At 71.4% G+C, this 22852-nt stretch carries 15 protein-coding genes; 13 read left to right on the top strand and 2 right to left on the bottom strand.

What is annotated here, in order from left to right; genetic code table 11:
* Nucleotides 1–158 precede the first annotated feature (158 nt).
* From WMF36_RS17105 to WMF36_RS17070, 8 genes are all read left to right on the top strand, one after another.
* Nucleotides 159–4172: an RHS repeat-associated core domain-containing protein gene (locus WMF36_RS17105; RefSeq protein ID WP_437580671.1), complete on the top strand. Its 4014-nt coding sequence runs from the start codon at nucleotides 159–161 to the stop codon at nucleotides 4170–4172.
* 1 nt (nucleotide 4173) lies between these two features.
* Entirely contained in the window at nucleotides 4174–5079 is a 906-nt protein-coding gene (locus WMF36_RS17100; RefSeq protein WP_437580670.1) for a hypothetical protein, read from the top strand.
* 5 nt (nucleotides 5080–5084) lie between these two features.
* Nucleotides 5085–7625 (top strand): type VI secretion system Vgr family protein, encoded by a 2541-nt coding sequence (locus WMF36_RS17095; RefSeq protein ID WP_437580669.1) that lies wholly within the window; start codon nucleotides 5085–5087, stop codon nucleotides 7623–7625.
* Nucleotides 7625–8608: a hypothetical protein gene (locus WMF36_RS17090; protein WP_437580668.1), complete on the top strand. Its 984-nt coding sequence runs from the start codon at nucleotides 7625–7627 to the stop codon at nucleotides 8606–8608. The genes WMF36_RS17095 and WMF36_RS17090 overlap by 1 nt, the downstream gene beginning before the upstream one ends.
* Nucleotides 8605–9954 (top strand): hypothetical protein, encoded by a 1350-nt coding sequence (locus WMF36_RS17085; protein ID WP_437580667.1) that lies wholly within the window; start codon nucleotides 8605–8607, stop codon nucleotides 9952–9954. The genes WMF36_RS17090 and WMF36_RS17085 overlap by 4 nt, the downstream gene beginning before the upstream one ends.
* 6 nt (nucleotides 9955–9960) lie before the next feature.
* Entirely contained in the window at nucleotides 9961–11532 is a 1572-nt protein-coding gene (locus WMF36_RS17080) for a hypothetical protein (RefSeq protein ID WP_437580666.1), read from the top strand.
* 177 nt (nucleotides 11533–11709) lie between these two features.
* Nucleotides 11710–13584 carry a hypothetical protein gene (locus tag WMF36_RS17075; RefSeq protein WP_437580665.1) on the top strand — a complete coding sequence of 625 codons (1875 nt, stop codon included), beginning with the start codon at nucleotides 11710–11712 and terminating at the stop codon, nucleotides 13582–13584.
* An 89-nt stretch (nucleotides 13585–13673) separates the two neighbouring features.
* Nucleotides 13674–14942 (top strand): M23 family metallopeptidase, encoded by a 1269-nt coding sequence (locus tag WMF36_RS17070; RefSeq protein WP_437580664.1) that lies wholly within the window; start codon nucleotides 13674–13676, stop codon nucleotides 14940–14942.
* Nucleotides 14943–15516: 574 nt separating this feature from the next.
* Here WMF36_RS17070 and WMF36_RS17065 read toward each other — a convergent pair.
* Nucleotides 15517–15957, bottom strand: coding sequence for a helix-turn-helix domain-containing protein (locus WMF36_RS17065; RefSeq protein ID WP_437580663.1), 441 nt, complete (start codon nucleotides 15955–15957; stop codon nucleotides 15517–15519).
* 73 nt (nucleotides 15958–16030) lie between these two features.
* Between WMF36_RS17065 and WMF36_RS17060 the strand changes: the two genes are divergently transcribed.
* Complete coding sequence (locus tag WMF36_RS17060; RefSeq protein ID WP_437581926.1) at nucleotides 16031–16900, top strand: class I SAM-dependent methyltransferase; 870 nt, start codon at nucleotides 16031–16033, stop codon at nucleotides 16898–16900.
* 138 nt (nucleotides 16901–17038) lie between these two features.
* Here the strand turns inward: WMF36_RS17060 and WMF36_RS17055 are convergent, their stop codons facing one another.
* Nucleotides 17039–17272, bottom strand: coding sequence for a hypothetical protein (locus WMF36_RS17055; RefSeq protein WP_437580662.1), 234 nt, complete (start codon nucleotides 17270–17272; stop codon nucleotides 17039–17041).
* A 51-nt stretch (nucleotides 17273–17323) separates the two neighbouring features.
* On the opposite strand from WMF36_RS17055, the gene WMF36_RS17050 reads away from it, so the two are divergent.
* From WMF36_RS17050 to WMF36_RS17035, 4 genes are all read left to right on the top strand, one after another.
* Complete coding sequence (locus tag WMF36_RS17050) at nucleotides 17324–17641, top strand: hypothetical protein (RefSeq protein WP_437580661.1); 318 nt, start codon at nucleotides 17324–17326, stop codon at nucleotides 17639–17641.
* 397 nt (nucleotides 17642–18038) lie between these two features.
* Nucleotides 18039–21650, top strand: coding sequence for a BREX system P-loop protein BrxC (gene brxC, locus WMF36_RS17045; RefSeq protein WP_437580660.1), 3612 nt, complete (start codon nucleotides 18039–18041; stop codon nucleotides 21648–21650).
* A 126-nt stretch (nucleotides 21651–21776) separates the two neighbouring features.
* Nucleotides 21777–22208 carry a hypothetical protein gene (locus WMF36_RS17040; protein WP_437580659.1) on the top strand — a complete coding sequence of 144 codons (432 nt, stop codon included), beginning with the start codon at nucleotides 21777–21779 and terminating at the stop codon, nucleotides 22206–22208.
* On the top strand, nucleotides 22201–22680 hold the full coding sequence (locus tag WMF36_RS17035) for a hypothetical protein (protein WP_437580658.1): 480 nt from the start codon (nucleotides 22201–22203) through the stop codon (nucleotides 22678–22680). The genes WMF36_RS17040 and WMF36_RS17035 overlap by 8 nt, the downstream gene beginning before the upstream one ends.
* The last annotated feature ends 172 nt before the right edge of the window (nucleotides 22681–22852 follow it).

Genomic DNA, 22852 nt, shown 5'->3' with positions numbered 1-22852 from the left:
ATTTCACAGGGAGGCGGGGAGGCGGGGAGGATGAGAAAAAAAGAATCTCTCTCTCTCGCCGTCTCTCGCTCCCCGCCTCCTCGCCTCCCTGTGAAATTTCTGCTTTTTTTCGGGGTTTCAACCCGTTTGTCGCTCTAGATGAGCCCACCGGAGCGACCATGAGCAGCGTCGGCAAGAAGGAGATCGCCACAAAGAAGAGCGGACACGGCGCGGTCGCCCCCGGCGCGATCAGCCCGGTCAGCCCGCCGGCGCCCCCCGTCCCGACGCCCTTCGTGTACACGGCGCGCAGCGCCAACAAGAGCGGGACCGAGCACAACTCCAGCTACTGGATCTGGGACACGCAGGCGCTTGTCGAGGGCAGCCAGATGGACGTCGATCCGCCCGCGAACGCGCCGTCGAAGACCGCCGGCGGCGACCTCGTGACGCACGCCGACACGAAGATCGCCGTCATGCGGACCGGCTCGATGGTCGTGAAGGCGGCCGGCAAGAACGTGTGCGGCACGGGCGATCTCGTGAACATGAACGTCCTGACCGCCGAGCAGCAGACCCCCCAGATGGTCGTGCCCCTGCTGAACAAGGTCGATCTCGCGCGGGCGTCGAAGTCGACCGCGAAGGCGCACGCGGTCAACGAGGAGTACTATCGAGCGTTCCACCCGGAGCGCGCGAACCAGACGAACGTCGGCGATCCGATCGACGTCGGCACCGGCTTCGTCGTCGACGACGGCGTCGACCTGACCTTGCCGGGCCCGATCGAGCTCGTATGGCGGCGGACGTACTCGTCCGGCTACCACAAGCGGCGGACGGCGCTCGGCAAGGGCGGCTGGGTGCACTCCTTCGAGCCGTGGGTGCAGCCCGGCGAGCAGGTGATCCGGCTCCACGACGACGAGGGGCTGCCCGTCGACTTCGCGGTCCCCGCGCCGGACGAGGTCAGCTTTCACCGCGGCCGGCGGCTCGAGCTCCGCGCGGCCGGCAAGCGCTACCTGATCCGGAGCCTGGACGACCGGCTCGTCCGCGAGTTCAGCGCGCTGCCGGACGGCCGCTTCGCGCTGGTCTCGATCACCGACCCGTACGGCCACAGGATCGAGCTCGAGTACCGCGGGAGCGTGCTCGCGCGCATCTCCGACAGCTGCGGTCGCGACGTCCGTGTGATGAGCGACGAGCGAGACCGGGTGGTCCGGGTCGAGGTCTGGTCGCGCGCCCCGGGGAGCGAGGGGGCGCCCGCGCTGCAGACCTGGTTCGATTACGATTATCACGTCGAGGGCACGCTCGCCTCGCATACAAATGCGCTCTCGCACATCAAGCGATGGGAATACGACGGCCTGCACCGGATGGTGAAGACGACCGCGCGCAACGGGATCTCGTTCCAGTACGAGTACGACGAGGAGACAGGCCGGTGCGTGCGGACCTGGGGCGATGGAGGCCTGCACGACGTCCGCCTGACGACCGACGACGACGCGGGCGAGGTGCGGACCCACGGCACGAGCCGCGCGCGGCGATATCACGTGAAGGACGGCATCGTGGTGCGCGAGGAGACGTTCGACGGCGGCTGGGCGTCGGAGCGCGGGCGCGACGAGGACGGACTCCTGATCCGCCGGGGCAATGCCGCCGGCGAGGCGATGACGTACGAGCACGACGCGCGCGGGAACCTTGTGAAGGAGACCGACCCCGCGGGCAACGTCACCGCGTGGGAGATCGAGGGCGACGCGCCGGTGCGGCAGGTCGACGCGGCGGGCCTGGAGACGCGCTACGGGTACGACGCCCGCGGCGCGCTGGTGAGCGTCACGCTCCCGACCGGCGCGTCCTTCAGCCTGGCGCGCGACACGGACGGGCGCGTCGCCGGCGCCTTCGGCCCGAACGGCACGCTCGCGACGTTCACCTACGACGAGCACGGGAACGTCGCGTCCGAGACCTCGGGGCGCGGCGAGACGACCTGGTACCGCCACGACGCGCTCGGCAGGCCCGTGGCGCGGGTCGAGGCGTCGGGCCATGTCACGCACACCGAGCACGATCGGCTCGGCCAGGTGCTCGCCAGGGTGCGGGCCGACGGGACGCGGCTGACGGTGACGTATGATCCGGTGGGAAACGTCACAAGCACGACCGACGCGGCCGGCAGGACCACCCGCTTCGAGTACAGCGGAACAGGGCACCTGGCGAAGATCGTCCCGCCGGACGGGCAGGTGGTCGCCCTCCTGCACGACGCCGATGAGCGCCCGGTCGAGATCATCAACGCGCTGCTCGAGCGCTATCGCCTGGAGTACGACCGCGCCGATCGCGTTGTATCGGAGCGGACCTTCGATGGCCGGCTGATCACGTACCGCCGCGATCGCGGGGGGCGGGTCACGCGGATCGACCATCCCGACGGAGAATGGCGGGAATTCGCGTACGACAAGCTGGGCAATGTCGTGGAGGACCGCGGGCCCGACGTGCAGATCACGTTCGAGCGGGACGCGCTCGGGCGGATCGTGCGCGCGGTCTGCGCCGACGCGACGGCGAAGGTGGTGACGGAGCTCGAGCGGGACAGGCTGGGACAGGTCATCGCCGAGCGCCAGGACGGGCGCACCGTCCGCTATGAGTACGACGCCTGCGGCCGGCGCACGGCGCGCGTCGCGCCGGGAGGCGAGCGGACGGAGTACCGCTATGACGACGACGATCTGCTCGTGGGGATCACGCACGAGGGACGAGCGATATCCATTGAGCGCGACGGGGAGGGCCAGGAGCGGCGCCGCGACTTCGGCGCCTGGCGGCTCGAGCAGGACCGCGACGTCCTGGGGCGGCTCGTGCAGCAGCAGGTGATCTCCGCGGGGGCGGCGGGCGCCGCACGGCTGGCCGTGAGGCGGCGGTATGGTTACGACACGGCGGGCCGCCTGACGTCGGTGAGCGATGGGCCTGACGGCCAGGGCGGCGCCACCACGACGTACCGCTACGATCGCGCGGATCAGCTGCTGGAGGCGGCGAGCGGCAAGCGCCGGGAGGCGTTCGCGTACGACCCGACGGGCTCGCTCGTCGGCGCGGTGCGCGGCGCTGGATCACCGGATCTCGCGCAACGCTGGTCGCTCGGCCCGGGGAACGTGCTGAGAGCGGCGGGCGGCGCGCGCTATCTGGTCGACGGCCGCGGCCGGCGCATCCAGCGCATCGAGAAAGGCGGGGCCGGAGGCGGCGGCGAGAAGGTGACGCTCTACGGCTGGGACACAAAGGATCGGCTCAGGGAGGTCGTCCTCCCCGACGGCAGGCGGGTGCGCTTCACGTACGACGCCTTTGGCCGGCGGGTCCGGAAGACCGTGCTCTCTGCATGGGACGGCGCGGCCCTCGACGCGGCGCTGGCGGGCGGCGCGAGCGGAGGCGCCCCGGTGGAGGCGTCGGTCGATTTCCTGTGGGACGGCGACGTCGTCTGCGAGGAGAGGCACGTCACGGCGCAGGGGGAGCGAGCCCGGGTGCACGTCCACGATCCGGGCAGCTTCACCCCGCTGCTCCAGGTCGAGCAGGGCACTGTGTTCGGCGTCGTCGTCAACCAGGTCGGCACGCCGACGGAGCTCGTGGACGAGCGCGGGCGCGTGGCGTGGCGGGCGCAGCACGGCGCGTGGGGCGACGTCGTGTCGGTCGAGCGGGATCCGCACACGTTGCCCGTGGAGAGCCCGTTTCGGCTCCTCGGCCAGATCGCCGACGACGAGACGGGCCTCTGCTCGACGAGGTTCCGGTACTTCGAGCCGGCCCATGGAAGATGGCTCTCGCCGGATCCCATCAACGTCCATGGCGGGTTGAACCTGATGGCGTTCGGCGGGGCGCCAACCCAAACGTGGGATCCGCTGGGTCTGGCGTATGACCCCTGGCAGCCGCACTCCGCTGGCACCAGCGACTGGAACGACGGGAAAGGCACGCACTTCTACACCGGCAATCCGGGCGTCGAGCTGGGCGTCCGGACCGACGGCAGGGGCAACGTCACCTTCGAGCGGGTGACCGGCACGGAGAGGAGGCCCGGACCGGTGCAGGATCAGATCAACGCCGCGAACCAGCGGCTGAGGACCGACGCGAGCTGGCGATGGCAGCTGCTCCGGAACCTCACCGAGGGCATCCAGCGCGCTTCGACAGGGACCCCGAGCGACAGGGCCCTGGCCGCGAGGATGGAGCAGGTCAGGGCCGCTCTGGCGAGGCTCATCGCCCACAAGGGCCACTGACATGCTTCTGCCGCAGCCCACCGTCGAATTCATGAACGAGCTCGCCGCGCGCCGCGCGCCGGAGATCGAGCTCTACCAGGAGCTTGGCTTCCCGGACTTCTTCTTCACGGGCGGCGAGCTGTCCGACCCTCCCTGCGAGGTTCAGTTCCTCACGTATGGGCCTCGCGAGTGCGAGGTGGTGCTGAAGGGGAGCCGGGTGCTCGGTCATCCGCATGAGGTCACGACGGACGATGTCCCATGGGACGGCGTGGCGCGGCCGAGGACGTTCCGGGAGTACCGAGCGCACGTGCAGTCGCTCGCGCCGCGGATCTCGCCGAGATCGCCCCTCGGACGCGCGCTCAAGGAGCTCCGGTCGGTGGACCGACGCTTTCAGAGCGCAGAATGGCTCCGGCTGATCGACTGGTGGGCGCTGAGCCGTGTGACGCGCGACAGGCACCTGGAGCCGCTGCTGCGGAGCGCGCTCGTCCAGGTAAGCGCGGCGTTCCACGGCGGCAGTTTGACCGCTCTCCGGCTCGCCGCGGAGCTCGTGGCGCCCGGCTTTGCCAGGGATACGCTCGTCGCCGCGGGCCACTGGCCGCCTTCGCGCCTCGGCGTCTCCACGGCGCGCCTGGAGGCGGCGTTTCCGGCGGGCTACCCCGACCGGTACAGGGTCTATTGCCGCGCGACCGGGGAGCCCCTGGGTCCCCTGTACAGCGTGCGGCCCAGGCTCGACCGCGATCTTCAGGAGGAAGAGCTCTTCGCGGAGGAGGATCGGCAGACGAGCTGGTCGCTCGGTGCCATCGGCTACGTCCTCACCGGCGATGGCAAGCTCTGGCGGCGGGAGCAGCACGGCTGGCGTTGCTTCGGTCCCGCGCTGGACGCGCTCCTCGTGCGGCCCCCGAAGGCCGAGCGAAGAAGGCTGGGCTGACTCCCATGCACGTCACCCTCTCCCTCGATCCCCCCGCGACGACGCACATCATCGAGCTCCGCCTCGCGAGCGCGCTCGGCCGCGCGACGCGCGCCGAGGTCGACGTCTCCGCGCCCGAGCCGCTCGATGGCGAGGCTTTCCTCGGGACGCCCGCGCGGATCGAGATCACCGGCGACGACGGCGCGATCGCGGTGCACCACGGCGTCGTCGCGGGCCTCGCCGCGGTCGCCACCGCCGACCCGGGCGCGCAGCGGCTCTACACGATCGACCTCCGCTCGGCCATCGAGTGGCTCACCTTGCGCAAGGACGCGCGGGTGTTCCGCAGGACGACCGCCGCGGCGATCGTGGAGGAGCTCCTCGCCGGCGCCGGCATCCAGGGAGACGCCTTCGTGAACGAGGCGCAGCCGCCGCCGGAGCGCGAGCACGTCACCCAGTGGAACGAGACCGTCGACGTCTTCCTTCGCCGGATCTGCGAGGAAGAGGGCCTGTACTTCCGGTTCGATCCCAGGGAGGGCTTCGACGCGTTCGTCCTCTGCGACAGGTCCGAAGCGGCGCCCGAGGTCCTGCCGGATCCGCTGATGTTCGTCGACGAGTCGGGCCTTTACCCCGGGAAGCGCGTGGCCTTCGCCGCCAGGCACATCCGCAGGCGCCGCCCCGGCAAGGTAGCCCTGCGCGATCACGACCCGGCGAAGCCGGCCGTGAAGCTCGAGGCGAAGGCCGAGGGCGGCCTCGATCCGGAGAGGGCCGTGGAGGTCTACCAGGCGCCCGGCCGGTTCCGCACCGAGGACGAGGGGCAGCGCGAGGCGCGGCTGCGGCTCGAGGCGCTGCGGGCCGACGCCGATGTCCTCGAGTTCGACACGACCGCCCTCGAGCTCCGCCCCGGCGTGCAGATCGAGGCCGACGCCGCGCTCTCGGTGGGCGTCTCGCCGAGCGGCAAGTACTTCGTCGTCGAGACCTCGCTCACCTGGAGAGCGGGTGATCCGGAAGGCAGGCTGCACGTGAGGGCGATCCCGCTCGGCGTGCCGTACCGGCTCCCGCGCGTCACCCCGCGCCCGCGCATCCCGGGCATCCAGAGCGCCACGGTGACCGGATCGAGCGGCGAGGAGATCCACACCGACGCGGCCGGCTGCGTGCGCGTCACGTTCCCCTGGGACCGCGGGGGCCCGAGGGACGGGACATCGAGCCTCCCGATCCGCGTGATGCAGGCCAATCTCCCGGGCTCCATGCTCCTTCCGCGCGTGGGCTGGGAGGTGCTTGTCGGCTTCGAGGACGGCGACCCGGATCGGCCCTACGTGCTCGGGCGCTCCTTCAACGGCCGGCAGCTGCCCGCGTTCGGCCTGCCCGCCAACAAGACGATGACCGCGATCGGCACGGTGAGCTCTCCCGGGGGCGGCAAGGCCAACATGATCTCGCTGGAGGACGCCGCGGGGCGGCAGCACATGGTCTGGAGCGCCGGCTTCGGCAAGACGACCACCGTCGGCGCCGACATGCAGAACCAGACCGTGGGGTTCGAGAACATCCACATCAAGGGCGCGCAATCGTGGCAGATCGGCGGCAACGAGACGCTGTCGCTCGAGAACGCGTGGACGGTCGGCGTCGACCGCCAGACGGCTTCGGTGGGCGGCAATCAGGACATCACGATCAACGCCACCGGCACGACGAAGGTGGGGAGCGAGACCGTCTCGATCGGCGCCAACCTCGTCGAGCAGGTGGGCGATCCGATCAGCGGCCTCAAGGGCTTCGCCGAGGCGGCGGTGCTGGCCGGGGTCGGGCAGATCCCCGGGGTCGGCGCCGCGCTCACGAAGGGCTATTCGTGGGGCAAGGCGCTGGGCAATGGATACCGGAACGGCGGGTTGAGCGGCCTGGCGACGGCCGCGGTGCAGACCGGCCTCGGCGAGGTCGCCGGCCGGATCCCCGGCGGCGACGCCATCGTCGCGGCGGCCGACAGCGCCGGCCTCACGCCGTGGTCCGAGCAGGCCAAGCAACGCGCGGCCGAGCAGCAGGGCGGCGGCGGCGCGGCGGGCCCCGGCGGCGCCGGCGCGGGCGCGGCCGCCGCGGCGCCGGGGCACCGCAAGCTCGTCGTGAACGGCGCGGTCACCGAGGTGATCGGCGCGATCCACGCCATCCAGACGCCGGGGGCGCTCAAGTGGACGACCCTGGGCGCCTCGAGCTTCGCGATCGGCGGCAGCCACGCCACGTCGGCGGTCCGCATCTCGCGCCTCACGATGGCCGCCTCGTCGGACACCGCGGCGGCGACCTCCCTGCGGGCGACCTCCGGGCTCGGGCGCAACGTCAAGACCGCCCACACCCTCAAGGCGGGCGGCGCCATCCGGCTCGACGCGGGCGCCGAGTTCGCGGTGAAGGCCAGCGGCGCGCTGTCGATCCAGGCGGGCGGTCCCCTCACCCTCGACGGCGGCACCGTGGTGTTCGACGTGGGCGACGGCGCGTCCACGGTCTCGGTGCACGGCGGCGGCCTCACCCTCGAGTCCGCGACGATCACCATCAACGGCAAGACCCAGCACACAGGCAAGGAGAACGCCGGCTGATGTCGCTCGGCGTCGCGGAGATCTCCCTCGTCTCGCCGCTCGGGCTGAGCCCGAGCGAGCATGTCTTCTTCCACCGGGCGGAGGTCAACCCGCACGCGGGCGGCGCGTTCACGACGCGCGACGGGGAGGCCCTCCCCGTCCACCACTGCCCGTGGATCGCCCCCTCGCGCCCGTGGTCGTCGCGGATCCGCCTGCTCGCGAAGCAGGCGCTGGCGCGCGCGGCGCCCGGGTCGAGGAGCACGCCGATCCTCCTCGTCGCGCCCCCGGAGGCGCTCGAGGGCGAGGCGGACGTCGCGCGGTTCCTGACGCTCGCGGGGCACACCGTCGTGAGCCGGCGCTCGGGGGCGGCGGCGTACGTGCCGGCGCTGCAGGAGGCGCACGAGCTGCTCCGGAGGGAGCCGGAGGTGGTGGTGCTCGCCGTCGACTCGCAGATCCGGCGGCAGGACCTCGAGCGGTGGCTGGAGCAGCGCTATTCCGCCTTCACGCGCAATCCCCTGCCCCCCTCGGAGGGCGCGGCCGCGGTGCGGCTGGTGGCGGGCGCGGGTCAGGGCGCGCCGCTCGCGGGCAAGGTGCACTCGTACGCCGCGGCGGAGAGCGACGCGCGGGACGACAACGATCTGCCCACGGACGGCGCCGCGCTCACGCGCGTGTTCGCGGCGCTCCGGCTCCGCCCGGCGGTGCCGCTGGTGGTCGGGCCGCTCGACGTGGATCCGCTCCGGATCCGCGACTTCCATCTCGCGTCGGTGCGGCACCATGCGCGGCTCGAGCGCGCCGAGATGCCGAGCTTCGAGGGGCAGATCGGCCTCTTCGGCAGCGCCGCGGGCCTGATGTCGGCGGTGTTCGCGCTGGCCTGGCTGCGGCACGGGCTCCCCCTCCCCGGGCCGGCCGGCGCCGGGCAGGTCGGCGGCCGCGTGGCGCTCGCCTGGGCGCGGTCGGGCGACGGGACCGTGGGCGCCGCGCTCGTGGGGGACGAGCGGTCATGAGCCTCCGCAAGGCTTCTGTGGGGCTCCAGCGGGTGGTCTCCGCGGCGCCCCTCGCCGGGCGGGATCCGCCGCCAGCGGAGCGGGATCTGGGCGCGCTCGACTGGCAGGGAGAGGTCCGCCTCGACGCCGGGCGGGCGGCAGGGCTGTCCGCGGCGCTGTGGCAGCAGCACGTGCGGACCGGCCTCCTGGAGCGGGCGGTCGCGCTGGGGGCCGATCACCGGGCCGGGCCGCACTGCGCGCGGCCCGAGGTCGCGCGCCGCCTCCTCGCGCACATCGACGCGCTCGCCGAGGCCGGCCTGACGCCCGCGGAGCTCGCCGCGTTCGCGGGCGAGGCGGACCTCGAGCACCCCGGCGCGGCGTGGGCGCTGGCGGTCCTCTTCGGCTGCCTTGACGCGGCGGGCGTGGAGGACGCGTTCGAGGGGTGGCTGGCGTCGCTCGACGGCTCGGCGTTCCCCACGTACGTGGGCGTGCTCGAGATCGCGGAGGCGATCGCGACCCAGCCGAGCGAGGATCTGCGCGAGCGCGCGCGGCGCTGGGTGGCGAGCGTGGAGCAGCCGGTGCTCGCGGGGATCGCGCTGGAGATGACGCCGCCCGGCGAGGTCGCGGGTGAGGCGCTCGCCGCGCTGGCGCGGGTGCGGAGCCCGCTCGTCCAGGCGGCGGTCGAGCGGTACCTCGCGCGCACGCCGCCCGACGCCCGCGCGCCGCTCGACGCCGCGCGCCCCGCGCCGGGACGCGCCTCGTGGATCGACGTGGCGGTCCCTGCCTTCGCGTACGAGGTGGCGCGCGCGCGGATCCTCCAGCGGGACTTCGAGCCGCTCGACCGGGTGCGGAGGAGGGATCCTCGCGCCCTGGCCGCGCTCGGACCGCACGCGCTCGACGTGATCGCGCTCGCGGGCGACGCGGCCGATCAGGAGCTCGCGCGCGACCTCGCGGCGGGGTTTCCCTCGACCCCGGGCTCGCTCGACGCGATGGGGCGGATCGGGTTGCCGTCCTTGTTTCCGCGCCTCCTCGCCGAGCTGGGGAGCGACGAGCTCGACGAGGACGCGCACTTCGCGCTCGTGACCGCGCTGGGAGCTCGCGTCGAGGGGCCCTCGGTGGCGGCGTGGGAGGCGGCGATCGCGGCGCTCCCCGCGGTCGCCGAGGCGGCGCGCCTCCGGGGGGGCGAGCCTCATTCCCCGCGATCGGTGCTCGCGGAGATGCGGCGCCCGGATCTTTCGGCCGGGGCCGTGCGCGTGCGCGCCGACGAGCTGCTCGTGCGGGCCGGCCGACCGGCGCAGGTGGCGTGGGATGCGTTCGGGGCGACGCTGGAAGGTGCGTTGTCGGATCTGGCTCGCCTCGCGCGCTGAGGGCTTATGTCGAACCAGGAGACGGTCATCTCGTTGGAGTCGTATGCTGCCGTGATGGCCGGGCTCGGGGCCGGGCTCGACCTGGGGCGGGCGCTCGCTCACGCCGGCGTGCCTGCAGCGGCGTGGGAGCGGGCATCGGAGCACTGGCAGGCGAGGATCGACGAGAGCGCCGCCTCCGATCTCGAGCTGCTTGTGGCGTTCGACACCGCCCTGCTGACCGCGAAGCGGCGGTTCGAGCCCACGTTCGAGCCCATCGCGTCGGACGTGCGCGCGTGGGCCCATTTTCGCCGGTATTTCGTGACCGCGGCGGAGCCAATCGCGTTCCTTTCGCGCCACGAGCTCCCGCTCGCGACGTACGCGAGCCTCGAGGCGAGCTGGGCGAACCGGGTCCTGGCGGACGAGGCGCTCGCCGCGACGCTCCGGAGCCACATGGAGGGGCCGCTCGAGGAATGTCCGACCCTGACGCGGACGCCGTCGCCGCTGCTCGCTGCGGCGGCGGTGGAGGCGCCGGCGGTCGGGGTGCCGGCGGCCGGGGTGCCGGCGGTCGGGGTGCCGCCGGTCGGGGTGCGGCCCGCGATGGTGCCAGCCCAGGTCGCGCGCCCGATCGTGGAGCCGCCTCCGCCTCCGGCGATGCGCGAGGAGCGCGCCCTACCGGCGGCGAGGGCTCGCAAGGGCGCGACCACGGCGATGGCGGCCGTCCCGTTCACGGACGGCCTGCCGTTCCAGGACCCCGCCCCGCGGGGCCAGGCGCCGGCGGAGGAGTCACCGCCGCCCATCCCGCTCGAGCGGTATGCGGTGATGCTCGCCGACCACACGCTCTTCGGCATGACGGAGGCGCAGCTCTGCGAGAAGCACCGGCTGACGCCCCCGCAGCGGGCGCAGGCGTTCCAGTACTGGCAGGGTCGAATCAACGCCGATCCCGCGCTCCAGGGTCGCGTGAAGGCCGTGGTGACTCGCTATCAGGCGGCCCGCACCAAGGCGGGCGAGCGCGCTCCGGCCAGCTCGGCCACGCCATCGCCGGCGATCGCGCAGGCGAAGGCGCCTCCGGCCGCGGTGCCGCGCGTCGACTTCGGCAGCACCGTCGATCCGACAGACGTCGTGATGTCGCCCATCTTGCCGTTCATCGCCGGTTCCTCGCCCCCGTCGAGGCCGCCAGGCGGTCCCAGGGCGAGCGTCGATCACGGGGCGACCGTCGCTCCGGGAGCGGCCGCACGCCCGGGCGGCAAGAGCGCGGACCCGCTGCCGTTCGTGAGCCCCGGGCCCCCGTCGGCGCCGGCCTCGCGCCCGGTTCCGCCCGCCGGCGCCCCCGCGGCGGCCGCGAAGGCCGCGGACGGAGCCGCCGGCGGGCCGGTCCAGTTCTCGCTCGAGCAGTACGCGTCGCTCACCGTCGACCTCGCGCTCGAGCCCGAGCGCGCCCCGGAGACGCTGCGTCGCTACGGCCTCACCCCGGCACAGAGGACGCTCGTCGACGCCACCTGGACGGCGAGGCTCGCCCAGAACCCCGCCGAGCGCAGCGCGTTCGAGGCGGCCTGCGGCTCGTACCGGGCGTGGCGCCTCCGGAGCACGAGCAGGCAGTGATACGGTGCCACATACGAGCGCCCGGGGCGCTCCGGCACTCGGGCGCGCGCCGGACGGACGCCAGGTGCCGCTCGCGCCGTAGGCCGGACGAAACGAGATGCGGTTGCCCGATCGCGCCCGCGCAGGTCCTGCTTGGCGCTCTTGTTGCCCGCGCAGCGCTCGCGATCGGAGGACGACATGAGCGCTCGGGAAACCAGGAGCATATGTTACTACGGGGAGCTCGACCCGTTCAGCGGCGGCGTCGGGCAGCGACACGCCAACCTCGCGCTGCTCGTGCGTGAGCTGAGGCTGTCGTGTGTTCTACACGATCTCGTGATTGTGCCGCCCAGAAACCTCGTCGAGCACGGCCTGGCGCTCCCCGCCTTCGAGGCTCTCGCCCCCTTCGTTCGTGCCGGCAAGCTGGGCACCACGGATGACCCCTCCAGTCGGAGCCCACGGACCTACATCGACGAGCTCATACGCCGTCACGAGGACGGCCATGCTCTTCAAGAGCGGGGCGGATGGATCAGTCCCGCGCCGCGGCAAAGACCCAGCGAGACGCGGCGGCGCCGAGAGTTCGAGGATCTGAGGATCGCCTGGCGCCACCTGTTGCCCGACCGGTGGACGATCCATCGCGACACGGCGTCCCAGGTGGTCGGGTTCGTGGCCGACGTACGGCAGTTCTGTGAAACGACCGCCGACACCTCGGTCGCGAGCACGCGGGTGCTGGAGCTCATCGATCGCACTCTTCAGTCCGGCCGAGACAAGATAGATCGCGGCTCGCTCCTGGCCTGCCTCGCTCACCTCCGGGGAGCCCGGCCGCCCCGGGAGCTCTCCCAGTTGGCGCTCGCGATCCAGGCCGCTTACCTCAGGATGGGTGCTGCCGGGCACGACGCCTGGGACAGCAAGGAGCTCTCCGGAGGCTGCACGCTGTATCCAGGACGGTTTGCTCGGATGCTGCGCCAACCTGCGTGCTCCCTCACGGCCAAGCAGCAGCCGCCGTACAACTGGGCGGCGCATCCGTCCTTCGTCGTCCCGCGGCTGAGCCGGTTGGGGCTCGATCCGGAGAGCCTGCTGCGCCTCGACGGCGACGCGCTGCTCGAGCTAGCGGAATCGCCCGAGTGGTCATCCCTGCGTCCGCTCCTCCTCGCGCCTGACCTCGACCCCGCAGTGGAGGACCTTTCGCGGTCTCGCTGCAGCGAATGCCGCGATCCGCGGGATGCTCTGCTCCGGGTTGCGGAGATTGCTGACGCCGCTGCGGCGCGAGCGGAGCCCCGACTCGCCCCGACGCTGCTTCCGGGTCCGTGGCAGCTCTCGGTGCAAGCCGTGCTCGGGACGCAGCTCGGCGAGGATCAGCCGACCACGGAGGAGGAGATCTCGCTCGATCTCCACACGCTGACGCTTAAGGAGCGGAGCACCAGCCGCGAGGCGACCATCACGCGCAGCCAGGCCAACATGCTGGCGTCGCTCACGACAGCAGGAGAGCTCGGGCTCAGCATCCACGAGGTGAAACAGCTGACATTCGAGCTCGATCTGCTGGCGACGCAGGACACATCCAGCCTACCCGAGGCATGGAGATCGCAGTCGCGGGAGAGCCTGGAGCTCGACGCCGCGCGGCTCGACAGGGTGAACGTGCTCAAGACGCGCACGAACCAGGTCATCAGGTCGTTTGGCTTCCAGGTGGTCCTGGATCGTAGTACAGGGCGATGGCACCTGACCGGTATGCCTTCGATGCACCGTGTGCTCGTGCTCAGAGGTGCGCTGTGGGAGGTGCCCGGGCCGGAGGTCGAAGCGTCGCTACCGCACCTTCCAGGAGCGCTGGCGAGCCTCTGGCGCACCTTCGCGCTGTCCTACCCGCACTATCTCTCGGTGAACGCGCTGGTCTCGTGCGCAGGGTTGCCTGCTGACGCCTCGGGGATCAAGAGGACGATCCGCGCCATTCATCAGTTGAGCAAGTTCCTGGAGGACCACGAGCTGCCCTGGCGTATCGCGCGTCACCACCGAGGTCTCTACAGCCTTGTCGCTTCGTCGAGTTTTCCTCCGACGAACTCGGGTAAGAAGCAGGTCGCGTAGCTCCCGTTCATTCTTCGACCGTGGCCCGCGCCGGCTCTACGCAGCGTGGCCACCAGGGAAACGTCATCCCAAGAAGGGGGCTCACGACTATGTTCCAACACGATCTGAATCGACGCGGATCGCAGCGCCTTGCTGGCTTCGGGGTCGCGGCGCTGGCCGCCTCCGTCGCTGCGTGCGCTGCGCAGGGCTCGTCGCAGGAGCAGCTGCCGGCGGAGCCGGAGAGCATGGCGGAGCGATTCTCGAACGGCAGCGCGATTCATCCGCCGACGGGCGTCCACTGGGTACGCGCTGGAGACCGCGTGCGCATCGTCTTCAGTCGGAGCGTCGACGACGGCACCGACGACCGGCGTGTCGACCATTACCAGGTTTGCACGGACGCCGGCTGTTTCGAGACAGCGCACAACTTCCTGGACGTGACGGACGGGACCCGCGCCGTCATCTACAGCGTCGACAGAGCCGGTACGCTGAGCGCGCCGAGCGAGCGGTCCGAGCTCGACCGGGACTGGACGGTCACGCTGGACGCGGCGGAGGGACTGCACCCGCCCGATCGCGAGATGTCTGCCCGATCGGCAGGCGCTCCCCCGTCGACCGTCTACGCCCCGGTGTTCGGTGCGCTCGTGCAGCTCGGTAGCAGCACGATATCGAACAGAACAGCGCATGAGTGGTCGTTCTGGGAGCATCGGAGTGAACATCACAAGCCGAGAGGTGGGATCGAAGGCGCTGACGACACCTACGCGGTCGACATCAACCTGAACATCACCGGTGCGGGCTCGAACCTGGACAAGGGGGCGCCATTCGTTGCGGCCGGTCACGGCACCGTCGTCGACTGGGCCGGCGCCGTCGCCCCGGGGAGCGGGAGCACGAAGGCGATCCTGGTCGAGCATGACGGCTGGTGGAGCGGGTATCTCCACGCCAGCGCTGTCCACGTGAGAGCTGGAGACTACGTGACGCCGTGGACCGTTCTTGGGACGATAGGCGGCTCCACGGGCTACCCCGAGCACCTTCACTTCGCCGCCTACACGGGTGCGAACACCGGCGCGGCGCTCAAATCGTACCATGTCGACTACGTCATGAATCATACGGTGATCTCGCTCGCCAGCAGCGTCGACTCCCTCGGCGTGGGAGGCACGACGAAGCTCGCTGCCACGGCCGAGCACGTCCACTCGACCGGGTTCCGCATGGCTCCCCTGGATCTGAACGACCCGAGCATGTACGACCGGACCTGGTGGAAGTCGTCGGCCCCGGCTGTCCTGAGCGTGGATGGCCACGGCAACGCCAGGGGCAGAGCCGTGGGCACGGCGACCGTCTCCCTCTGGTATTCAGGAGCGATAGCGACCAGGACGCTCACGGTCCGCTGAACGGAGGGGACGTAGCAGCCGCTTTGCATGACGACCCCTGACGCCCCGCCGCGATGGCCCCCGTGCCCGCCACGCAGCGCGCCGACGCCGCCCGCGCGTGGCATCACCGACCTGGCGAGATCGCGCCTGCCAGGTTCGTGACGAGCGCTGGCCGGGTGACGTCCGCCATGCGCGGGAGAGGTGTGCCAGCCAACCTCCATCTGTGCCAAGGGAGGGGGGGTCGAACACTGGCTCAACCGCAATGCATTGCGACACACCGGGTTCCGGACCCCTCCGAAGCGCTCCACCGAGCGTCTTCCCGGCAGAATCTGTGCCAAAGAACACTCGAATTTGCGCAAACTTGTGCCATTTTCCCTTCTGAAGCGCATGATCTTGTGCCAGATGGGGGGTCCGGACCCCTCCGGATCGCAATTCAGAGCGCTCGCGCGGGCTCGAGACCCCTTCCGGACCGCATTCTGGCGCGTGCGCCGGGGGTCCCGGACGCTCCTCGGCGGAGCGCGGAGCGCACGGTGTCAGCGGTGACGAGGATCCGCGCGCCGGCGGTCGCCATCGCGCTGGCGGCCCCCGGCCGGGCTCAGGTGGACCGCCTCCGCCGGGGAGCTCTCGGTGCAGGCGGATCGAGATGACCGGCGCCGGCGAGCCGGACGATACGGCGGAAGTGCGGACACTCCATGTGGCTCGGCGCGGAGCACGCCGCTGCGTGGCGCAGGCCGTCGCGCATGGCGCCCAGCCGCTGGATGGTCCGGTCCAGCTCATCGGCCTTGGCGGTCAGCCGCTCGCGCTCGACGCGCAGCCGGCCGTCGGGCGCGAACATCTGCGCGATCTCGTCGAGCGAAAACCCCGCCACCCGGCCGAGGGCGATCAGCGCCAGGCGCTCCAGCACCCCGGGGTCGAACAGGCGCCGCAAGCCCCGCCGCCCGGTGGAAGCGATCAGCCCCTTCTCTTCATAGAACCGCAGGGCTGAGGCGGGCACGCCGGAGCGCCGGGCCACCTCCGCGATATCCAGGTCGATCACCCTTGACCTCAAGTTGACTTGAGGTTGCAGACTAGGGCGCATGATCGCCGAACGCAAGCCGAAGGAGACTCCGATGTCCGAAGCCAATCAGCCGAATCGCGACCAGGCCGCGCTGTGGAACGATGTCGGCGGGCCCATCTGGGTGGAAATGCAGGAAGTGCTCGATGGCATGCTGGCGCCGCTCGAGGCGCCGCTCCTGGAGGAGGCCTTCCCCGGCGAGGGCGGCCGCGTGCTCGACATCGGCTGCGGCGCGGGCGCCACGGCCCTTTTGATGGCGCGGCGCCTCGGGCCAGCGGGCCACTGTCTCGGCGTGGATATCTCCGGGCCCCTTGTGGCGGCCGCCAGGGCACGCGCCGCCGCCGAGGGCCTGGCTTCCGCCGCCTTCGTCCAGGCCGACGCGCAGACCCATGGCTTCGAGCCGGACGCTTTCGACGCGGTGATCTCGCGTTTGGGCGTGATGTTCTTCGAGGATCCTGCGGCGGCGTTCGCCAGCATCAGGCGCGCCACGCGACGCAATGCAAAGCTCGTGTTCGTGGCCTGGCGCAGCCCCGCCGAGAATCCGTTCATGACCGCGGCCGCCCGCGCCGCCGCGCCCTTCCTGCCCAATTTGCCCGCTCCGGCCCCCGACGCACCTGGCCAATTCGCCTTCGCGGACAGAGACCGGGTGCAGCGGATCCTGGACGTGAGCGGCTGGACGGACGTCGACATTCGCGCGATCGACGTTCCGAGCGGCGTCGCGGAGAAGGACCTGCTCACCTACGTCACAAAGCTCGGACCGGTGGGACTGGCGCTGCGGGACTTGGACGACCCGACGCGCGCCCGGACGGCCGAGGTGGTTCACGCTGCCTTCGACTCGTACATCCGTGATGGCGCGGCCCGCTTCACCGCGGCCTGCTGGCTCGTGAGCGCGCGCGCAACCCCGCTTGCAGCGCAGGGAGTGTGAGCCCACGACCTGGCGTGCGGATTCCGGTGACCAGATCCGGCGAAGAGATCCGTAACGAGAGCCCTGACACCCACGCCGCGATTGCCTGACCACGCCCAGCCGGTCCTATCCCCAGGGGGCCAGCCCCGCGCCCCGGGCTCATGTGAGCCGGTACTCCCGGGAGCAGCCGTTCGCCGTCATCGACTGGGGGTACGCGATGCGCGTCGAGAGCGTCCTCGGGCGAGCCCGCGCGGCGAGCGCGGGGGCCTGAGCCGAGGCCTCGCTCTCGCCTCCGTGCGCCTCGCTCAGGTAGTCGGCCACGAGGGCGAGCGAGAGTGCGTGGTGGCGCAGGCGAGCTGCCGCGCGCGCGAGCTGCTCGTCGGACCCGCTCACGCCTCGGCGCCGCAGCACTTCGATGGCTGACGTAGAGTCGAGAGAGCCGAGATGGATGAGGACGACACCCGTACCCTGGAGAGCCTCGAAGGGCGGGCGCGTCGTGATCACGCAAAGTCCGCCGTTCATCTGAGCTGCCAGATCTCGGACGAGGATTCCCATCGGTTTGTCGATCAGGTTTCCTCGGGCATCCTGCAGCGGCTCCAACCCGTCGATGACGACGATCGTGCGGCGTCCGCGCACGCACCGGATCAGCCGGCTCACGCTCTCCAGCGGGTCGTCCGAGGGCGTCTCTCCGAGCGCGGCGAGCAACTGCGCAAGGACCTCGCCGGCTTCGTCCGAGGATGCCCCCGCGCCAAGCCACGCTGAGTGGCACCATGAGGAGCGAAATGCCGGCTATCGCAGTGCCCGCATCGCAAGCGAGACCTCGCTCGGATCCCCGCAGAGTCCGGCCGCTCTCCCTCCTCGCCGCGAGCGAGGCCGTCCCCATTGTTCCGCAGCGTTGCGCCCTGGTAGCCTCCCCGCAACGCGGCGGCGGACCTCCGCGGGGCTCGGCTCCGGGGCCGAGTCGCCCGTTCCCTGCTCCAGCCATGTCCCACCGCCTCAGCCCCGCCCATCTCGACGAGATCCTCGCGCTTCAGGTCACGGTGGCGTGGGCGGGGGAGGCTGCCGGGGAACCGCCTCGCCTCGGGTGGTGGAGGTCCGACCTCGTCGATCCCGAGGCCGGGGGCCACCTACTACCGCCCAAGGATCTACCGGTGACCCGATGTTGATTGGAGACCTGTTCGAAAAAGAGGTCACCCGCACCATCCCGCCGGTCGTGTACTTTCACGAGCAAGAGCCGACCGAGCTGAAGCGCGAGGTGGAGGAGTACATCGTCACGGGCGGCTACCCGGCCGGCGATCCGCGCGCCACCGAGGGGGGGATCCACGAGCAGCTCGTTCGCCTCCTGTCCGCGATGCACCGCGAGCTCCAGAAGCCCGGCGGACCGGAGCTGCCCGCGAGCTGGATCTCCGGCTTCTACGGCTCCGGCAAGTCGAGCTTCGCGAAGCTCCTGGGCCTGTCGCTGGACGGCCGGAGGCTCCCCGGCGGGAAGCCGCTCGCCGAGGCCCTGCTCGCCCAGGATCACTCCCCCGGCGCGCCCGACCTGCGCGCCGCCTGGCAGCGCGTGGTGACCGGGATCCAGCCGGTCGCGGTCGTCTTCGACATCGGCAGCAAGGCCCGGGACGACGAGCACGTCCACGCCGTCGTGGTGCGGCAGCTGCAGCACCGGCTCGGCTACTCGACAACCAGCAACCTCGCCGCCGAGTACGAGCTGAAGCTGGAGCTCGAGGGGCTGCACGCCCCCTTCATGGACAAGGTGCTCGCCGTGCACAAGAAGCCCTGGGGCCAGCTCAAGGACAGCCAGCTCGTGGAGGACTACTTGTCCGCGGCGCTGCACGCGCTCCAGCCGGACCTCTTCACGCACGCGATGGCGTGGGTGGACAGCCGCACCGGCTCCCGCTTCGAGGACAAGCGATCCGCGGACGAGGCGGTGCAGGCGATCCAGCAGATGATGGACCAGCGCTGCCCCGGGCGGACGCTGTTCTTCGTCGTCGACGAGGTGAGCCAGTACGTGCACGACGACCCCGACCGGCTGCTCGCGCTCCAGTCCTTCGTGGCGGCGCTCGGGCAGCGGATGAAGGGCAAGGCCTGGTTGCTCGCCACCGGGCAGCAGAAGCTCGAGGAAGGGACCGGCGTCGCCGCGCCAATCCTCAAGCTGAAGGACCGCTTCCCGCCTTCCCTGCGCGTGCACCTGGGCGTCGCGAACATCCGTGACGTCGTCCACAAGCGCCTGCTCCGGAAGAAGCGGCTCCTCGAGCCGGATCTGCAGGCGCTCTTTCACGCCCACCGCTCCGAGCTCGCGCTCTACGCCTACCGCGGCGACGAGATCTCGGAGACGGACTTCGTCGAGGTGTACCCGCTCTTGCCGGGGCACATCGACCTGCTGCTCGACATCACCACGGCCCTCCGGTCGCGCTCGGTGCGGACGCAGGGCGACGCGCACACGATCCGCGGCTTGCTCCAGCTCCTCGGCGACCTGTTCCGCGAGCGGGATCTCGCGCGCTTCGAGGTGGGCCGCCTCATCACCATCGACCTCGTCTACGACGTGCTCCACAGCGCGCTCGGGGCCGACGTCCAGATGACGATCGCCCGCGCGCTCGATCTCGCCGCCAAGCAGAAGAACGCCCTGATGGCGCGTGTGGTCAAGGCCGTTGCCCTGCTCGAGCTGGTGCGGGACCACCAGAAGACCTCGGCGGAGCTCATCGCGCGGTGCCTTTACGCGCTCGTCGGGCAGGGCAACCTCCAGCCCGAGGTCCAGAAGGAGCTGGACGTCCTCGCCGGCGAGAGCCTGCTCGGTTACTCCGAGAAGACCGGGTACAAGATCGAGAGCTCGGCCGGGCAGGAGTGGCAGCGCGAGCGCGAGGGCTACGAGCCGGGCGCGGAGCAGCTCTCGGAGCAGGTCGTCAAGGCGCTCGAGCTGCTCCTCGGCGACGCGGAGCGCCCGTCGCTCCAGGGCCTCTCGCTCCCCTGGCTCGCGCTCTTCTCGGACAGCGTCCGATCGAAGGACGTCCACATCAAGGACGAGCGCAAGTACACGGTGGTGACCATGGACTTCCAGTTCACGAAGGGCGAAGGCGCCGAGCAGTGGGTGCCCCGCAGCGACACCCAGGCGTACCGGGATCGCATCGTGTGGGTCGCCGGGGATGTGGACGCCGCCCGGCACGCCGCGAAGAAGCTCGTGCGGTCGGAGCGCATGATCGAGCGCTACGGCGCCCGTCAGAGCTCGCTGGGCGACGACAAGCAGCGCCTGCTCATCGAGGAGCGGAACCGCCTGGACACGGCCCGGCGGGAGCTCACGGAGGCCGTCAAGGGCGCGTTCATGACGGGTCAGCTCTACTTCCGCGGGCGCGAGAGGTCGCCGCGCGACGCGGGGGCCACCTTCACCACGGCGCTCTCCGCGTTTGGCAACCTGATCGTGAGCGAGCTTTACCCGCACCCGACGATGTTCTCGGTCTCCGAGAAGGACATCCTGTACCTCATCGAGAACACGGAGCTCACGGCGCCGCCCCCGGTGCTCGGCCAGGATCGCCTCGGCATCCTGAGCCTGGACGCGGGGCGCTACGAGGTCACCTGCACCGGCCGCGTCCCCACGGACGTCCTGGCGTACGTGAGGGAGCACGGCGGTATCGCCGGGGCCACGCTCCTCGCGCACTTCGGCGCGCCCCCGCACGGCGTGCCGCCGGACGTGCTCCGCGCCGCCGTCGTCGGCCTGCTGCGCGGCAGGAAGCTCCGCATCGAGATCGCCGGGGCCGGCGAGATCACGAGCCCGCGGGACGAGGGCGCGCGGGAGCTGCTCAAGGACACGGGGCTCCGCAAGGCGAAGCTCACCGAGAACACGGTCGAGGCGCTCTCCCCGCGCGACCGGAACGCCATCTGCGCCCTGTTCCGGGATCTGCTCGGCAAGGACGTGGCCCGGGACAACGACGCCATCGCCGATGCGGTGGCGGAGCGGTTCGCCCGCGTGCGCGAGCGGCTGACCGAGCTCGGGACGCGCTTCCGCCGTCTGCCGAAGGACGCCGCCTATCCGGCGGCCCTCACCAGCCTCGAGCGCGCGCTCGAGACGTGCCGCCGGGATCGGCGGGTGGAGCCCACGGTCCTCGCCGTGAAGCGCTCGCTGAACGTGCTGCGGGACGGGCTCACGCTGCTCCGACGAATGGAGACGGATCTCACCGACCAGGCCAGCGAGGTGCTCCGCCAGGCCGAGGACGCCCTGAACCACGCCTGGCCCGGCCTCGAGGCGCTGTCCCCTTCGGAGGACGCCCGCGCGGCCGCGGGCGCCATCCAGGCGCACCTCCGGACCGAGCGCCCCTGGGAGGACACGGCGGAGCTCCTGCCGCGCGTGGAGCTCCTGCGCGGCGAGCACCGCGCCCGCCGCCGCGCGATGCTCGACGCGCACGCGAAGGAGGTCGACGGCGCGGTGGAGCGCCTCAAGCGGCGGAGCGGCTTCGAGCGCCTCGACCCGGATCAGCGGCACCAGGTCCTCCGCCACCTGCGCGAGGGCGCCGCGCCGAACACGGACGAGCGCGCGGTGGTCCCGGCCCTCGAGATCCTCGAAGGTCAGCTCGCGACGCGCCGCGAGGCGGCCGAGGCGAAGGCCCTGGCCCACCTCGACGCCCAGCTCGAAACGCTGGGCGAGACGCCGGTCGTCGAGGTGATGCTCGACCTCAGCGGCCGCGAGGTCGACAGCGCGGCCGACCTGGAGCGCCTGCTCGACGAGGTCCGCCGCCGCATCCTCCACGAGCTCGCCGCGCGCCACCGCGTGCGGCTGCGGTGACCATGGGCCCGACCCGGCATGTCCCCGCGGTTCCTGCCCGGTTGACCGGGGCGCTCATCCCATCGCTGTCGCCGTAGCGGCGCGTGGACGCATGGCGACGGGCACGCTCGTGCTAGGGTCGCCAGCGTGAGCCTGCAGAAGCCGGTGATCGTGCTCCGCTACCGGGAGCGGGCGGACAGCTTCCACCGCGCCGCCCGCGATCTGGAGATGCTCGATCCACCCGTGTACGCGCCGGCCATCGGCCTGCTCGCCGTGCATGCATGCATCGCCCTCGCAGATGCGGTGCTCGTCGCGGTCGGCGAGAAGCACGCCAAGGCGGAAGATCATGGCGAAGCCGCGCGGCGGCTCCGCGGCTGGTGCTCGACCAAGCAGCTCCAGGACGGCGGCGTGAAGCACTTCGAGTGGCTGCTGAGCCGCAAGACACATTTTTCCTACGAGGACCGTTACGTCGATGAGGGAGATCTCCTGCTCGCGAGGGTGAAGATGGACCAATTTTTCGTATGGGCCTCTCAGGCTTTCCCCGACGTTGCACAGCTCAAGGAGACGGACCGTGCGTGATCGCCTGGAGCTTCGAGCCCAAGACCCGGTGGCGCGATGTCTGATTCGCCAGCTCATCGTGCCACGCATCTACTTCGACGCAGACTGGCCTGGAACGGCGCAGGGTCGCGTCGACGTGCTGGCCATCGATCGGGACGGCGTGGGCGACGTTCACCTCGTGCAGATCAAGAAAATAGCCGCCGACGCGCTCGCCTCGATACCGCAGCTCCTCGGGGCACGGGCTCCCTTCCGCTGGATCGCCTTTGTGAGGGGCACGGAGGATGAAGCTACCGCGAATTCCCTGATTTCGCAGGAGATCTTGTACCCGCCCGACACGGCCGGTCGCATCGGCGTGATCGAGATCGTCGAGATGGCGGGAAACGATCTTGGCGCCAATGTGCGCGTCAAGGCGGAGCGATTCCCCACGCCGGTCTACGATCTCGCCGCCACGTTCGTCGGCTCGCACCAAGCCCACATCCAGTTCGGCGGCTGAAGCTCACCAGCGCGGCCGACCTGGAGCGCCTGCTCGACGAGGTCCGCCGCCGCATCCTCCACGAGCTCGCCGCGCGCCACCACGTGCGGCTGCGGTGAGCGCCCCGAGGCGCCCGCGCTCTCAGCCCTCCATCTCGCCCGCTCGTTGATCTCCGGTGTGCGGGAGGCCTTGT

It is taken from the genome of Sorangium sp. So ce887, assembly GCF_051521455.1.
Classification (GTDB): domain Bacteria; phylum Myxococcota_A; class Polyangia; order Polyangiales; family Polyangiaceae; genus Sorangium.
The sequence above is the reverse complement of the archived record's forward strand: the minus strand, read 5'-3'. Positions and strand labels throughout refer to the sequence as shown.

Excerpts from the sequence above, each read along its gene's own strand:
- WMF36_RS17105 (WP_437580671.1), top strand. The coding sequence starts at position 159 with ATGAGCAGCGTCGGCAAGAAGGAGATCGCCACAAAGAAGAGCGGACAC.
- WMF36_RS17100 (WP_437580670.1), top strand. The coding sequence starts at position 4,174 with ATGCTTCTGCCGCAGCCCACCGTCGAATTCATGAACGAGCTCGCCGCG.
- WMF36_RS17095 (WP_437580669.1), top strand. The coding sequence starts at position 5,085 with ATGCACGTCACCCTCTCCCTCGATCCCCCCGCGACGACGCACATCATC.
- WMF36_RS17090 (WP_437580668.1), top strand. The coding sequence starts at position 7,625 with ATGTCGCTCGGCGTCGCGGAGATCTCCCTCGTCTCGCCGCTCGGGCTG.
- WMF36_RS17085 (WP_437580667.1), top strand. The coding sequence starts at position 8,605 with ATGAGCCTCCGCAAGGCTTCTGTGGGGCTCCAGCGGGTGGTCTCCGCG.
- WMF36_RS17080 (WP_437580666.1), top strand. The coding sequence starts at position 9,961 with ATGTCGAACCAGGAGACGGTCATCTCGTTGGAGTCGTATGCTGCCGTG.
- WMF36_RS17075 (WP_437580665.1), top strand. The coding sequence starts at position 11,710 with ATGAGCGCTCGGGAAACCAGGAGCATATGTTACTACGGGGAGCTCGAC.
- WMF36_RS17070 (WP_437580664.1), top strand. The coding sequence starts at position 13,674 with ATGTTCCAACACGATCTGAATCGACGCGGATCGCAGCGCCTTGCTGGC.
- WMF36_RS17060 (WP_437581926.1), top strand. The coding sequence starts at position 16,031 with ATGTCCGAAGCCAATCAGCCGAATCGCGACCAGGCCGCGCTGTGGAAC.
- WMF36_RS17050 (WP_437580661.1), top strand. The coding sequence starts at position 17,324 with ATGGATGAGGACGACACCCGTACCCTGGAGAGCCTCGAAGGGCGGGCG.
- brxC (WP_437580660.1), top strand. The coding sequence starts at position 18,039 with ATGTTGATTGGAGACCTGTTCGAAAAAGAGGTCACCCGCACCATCCCG.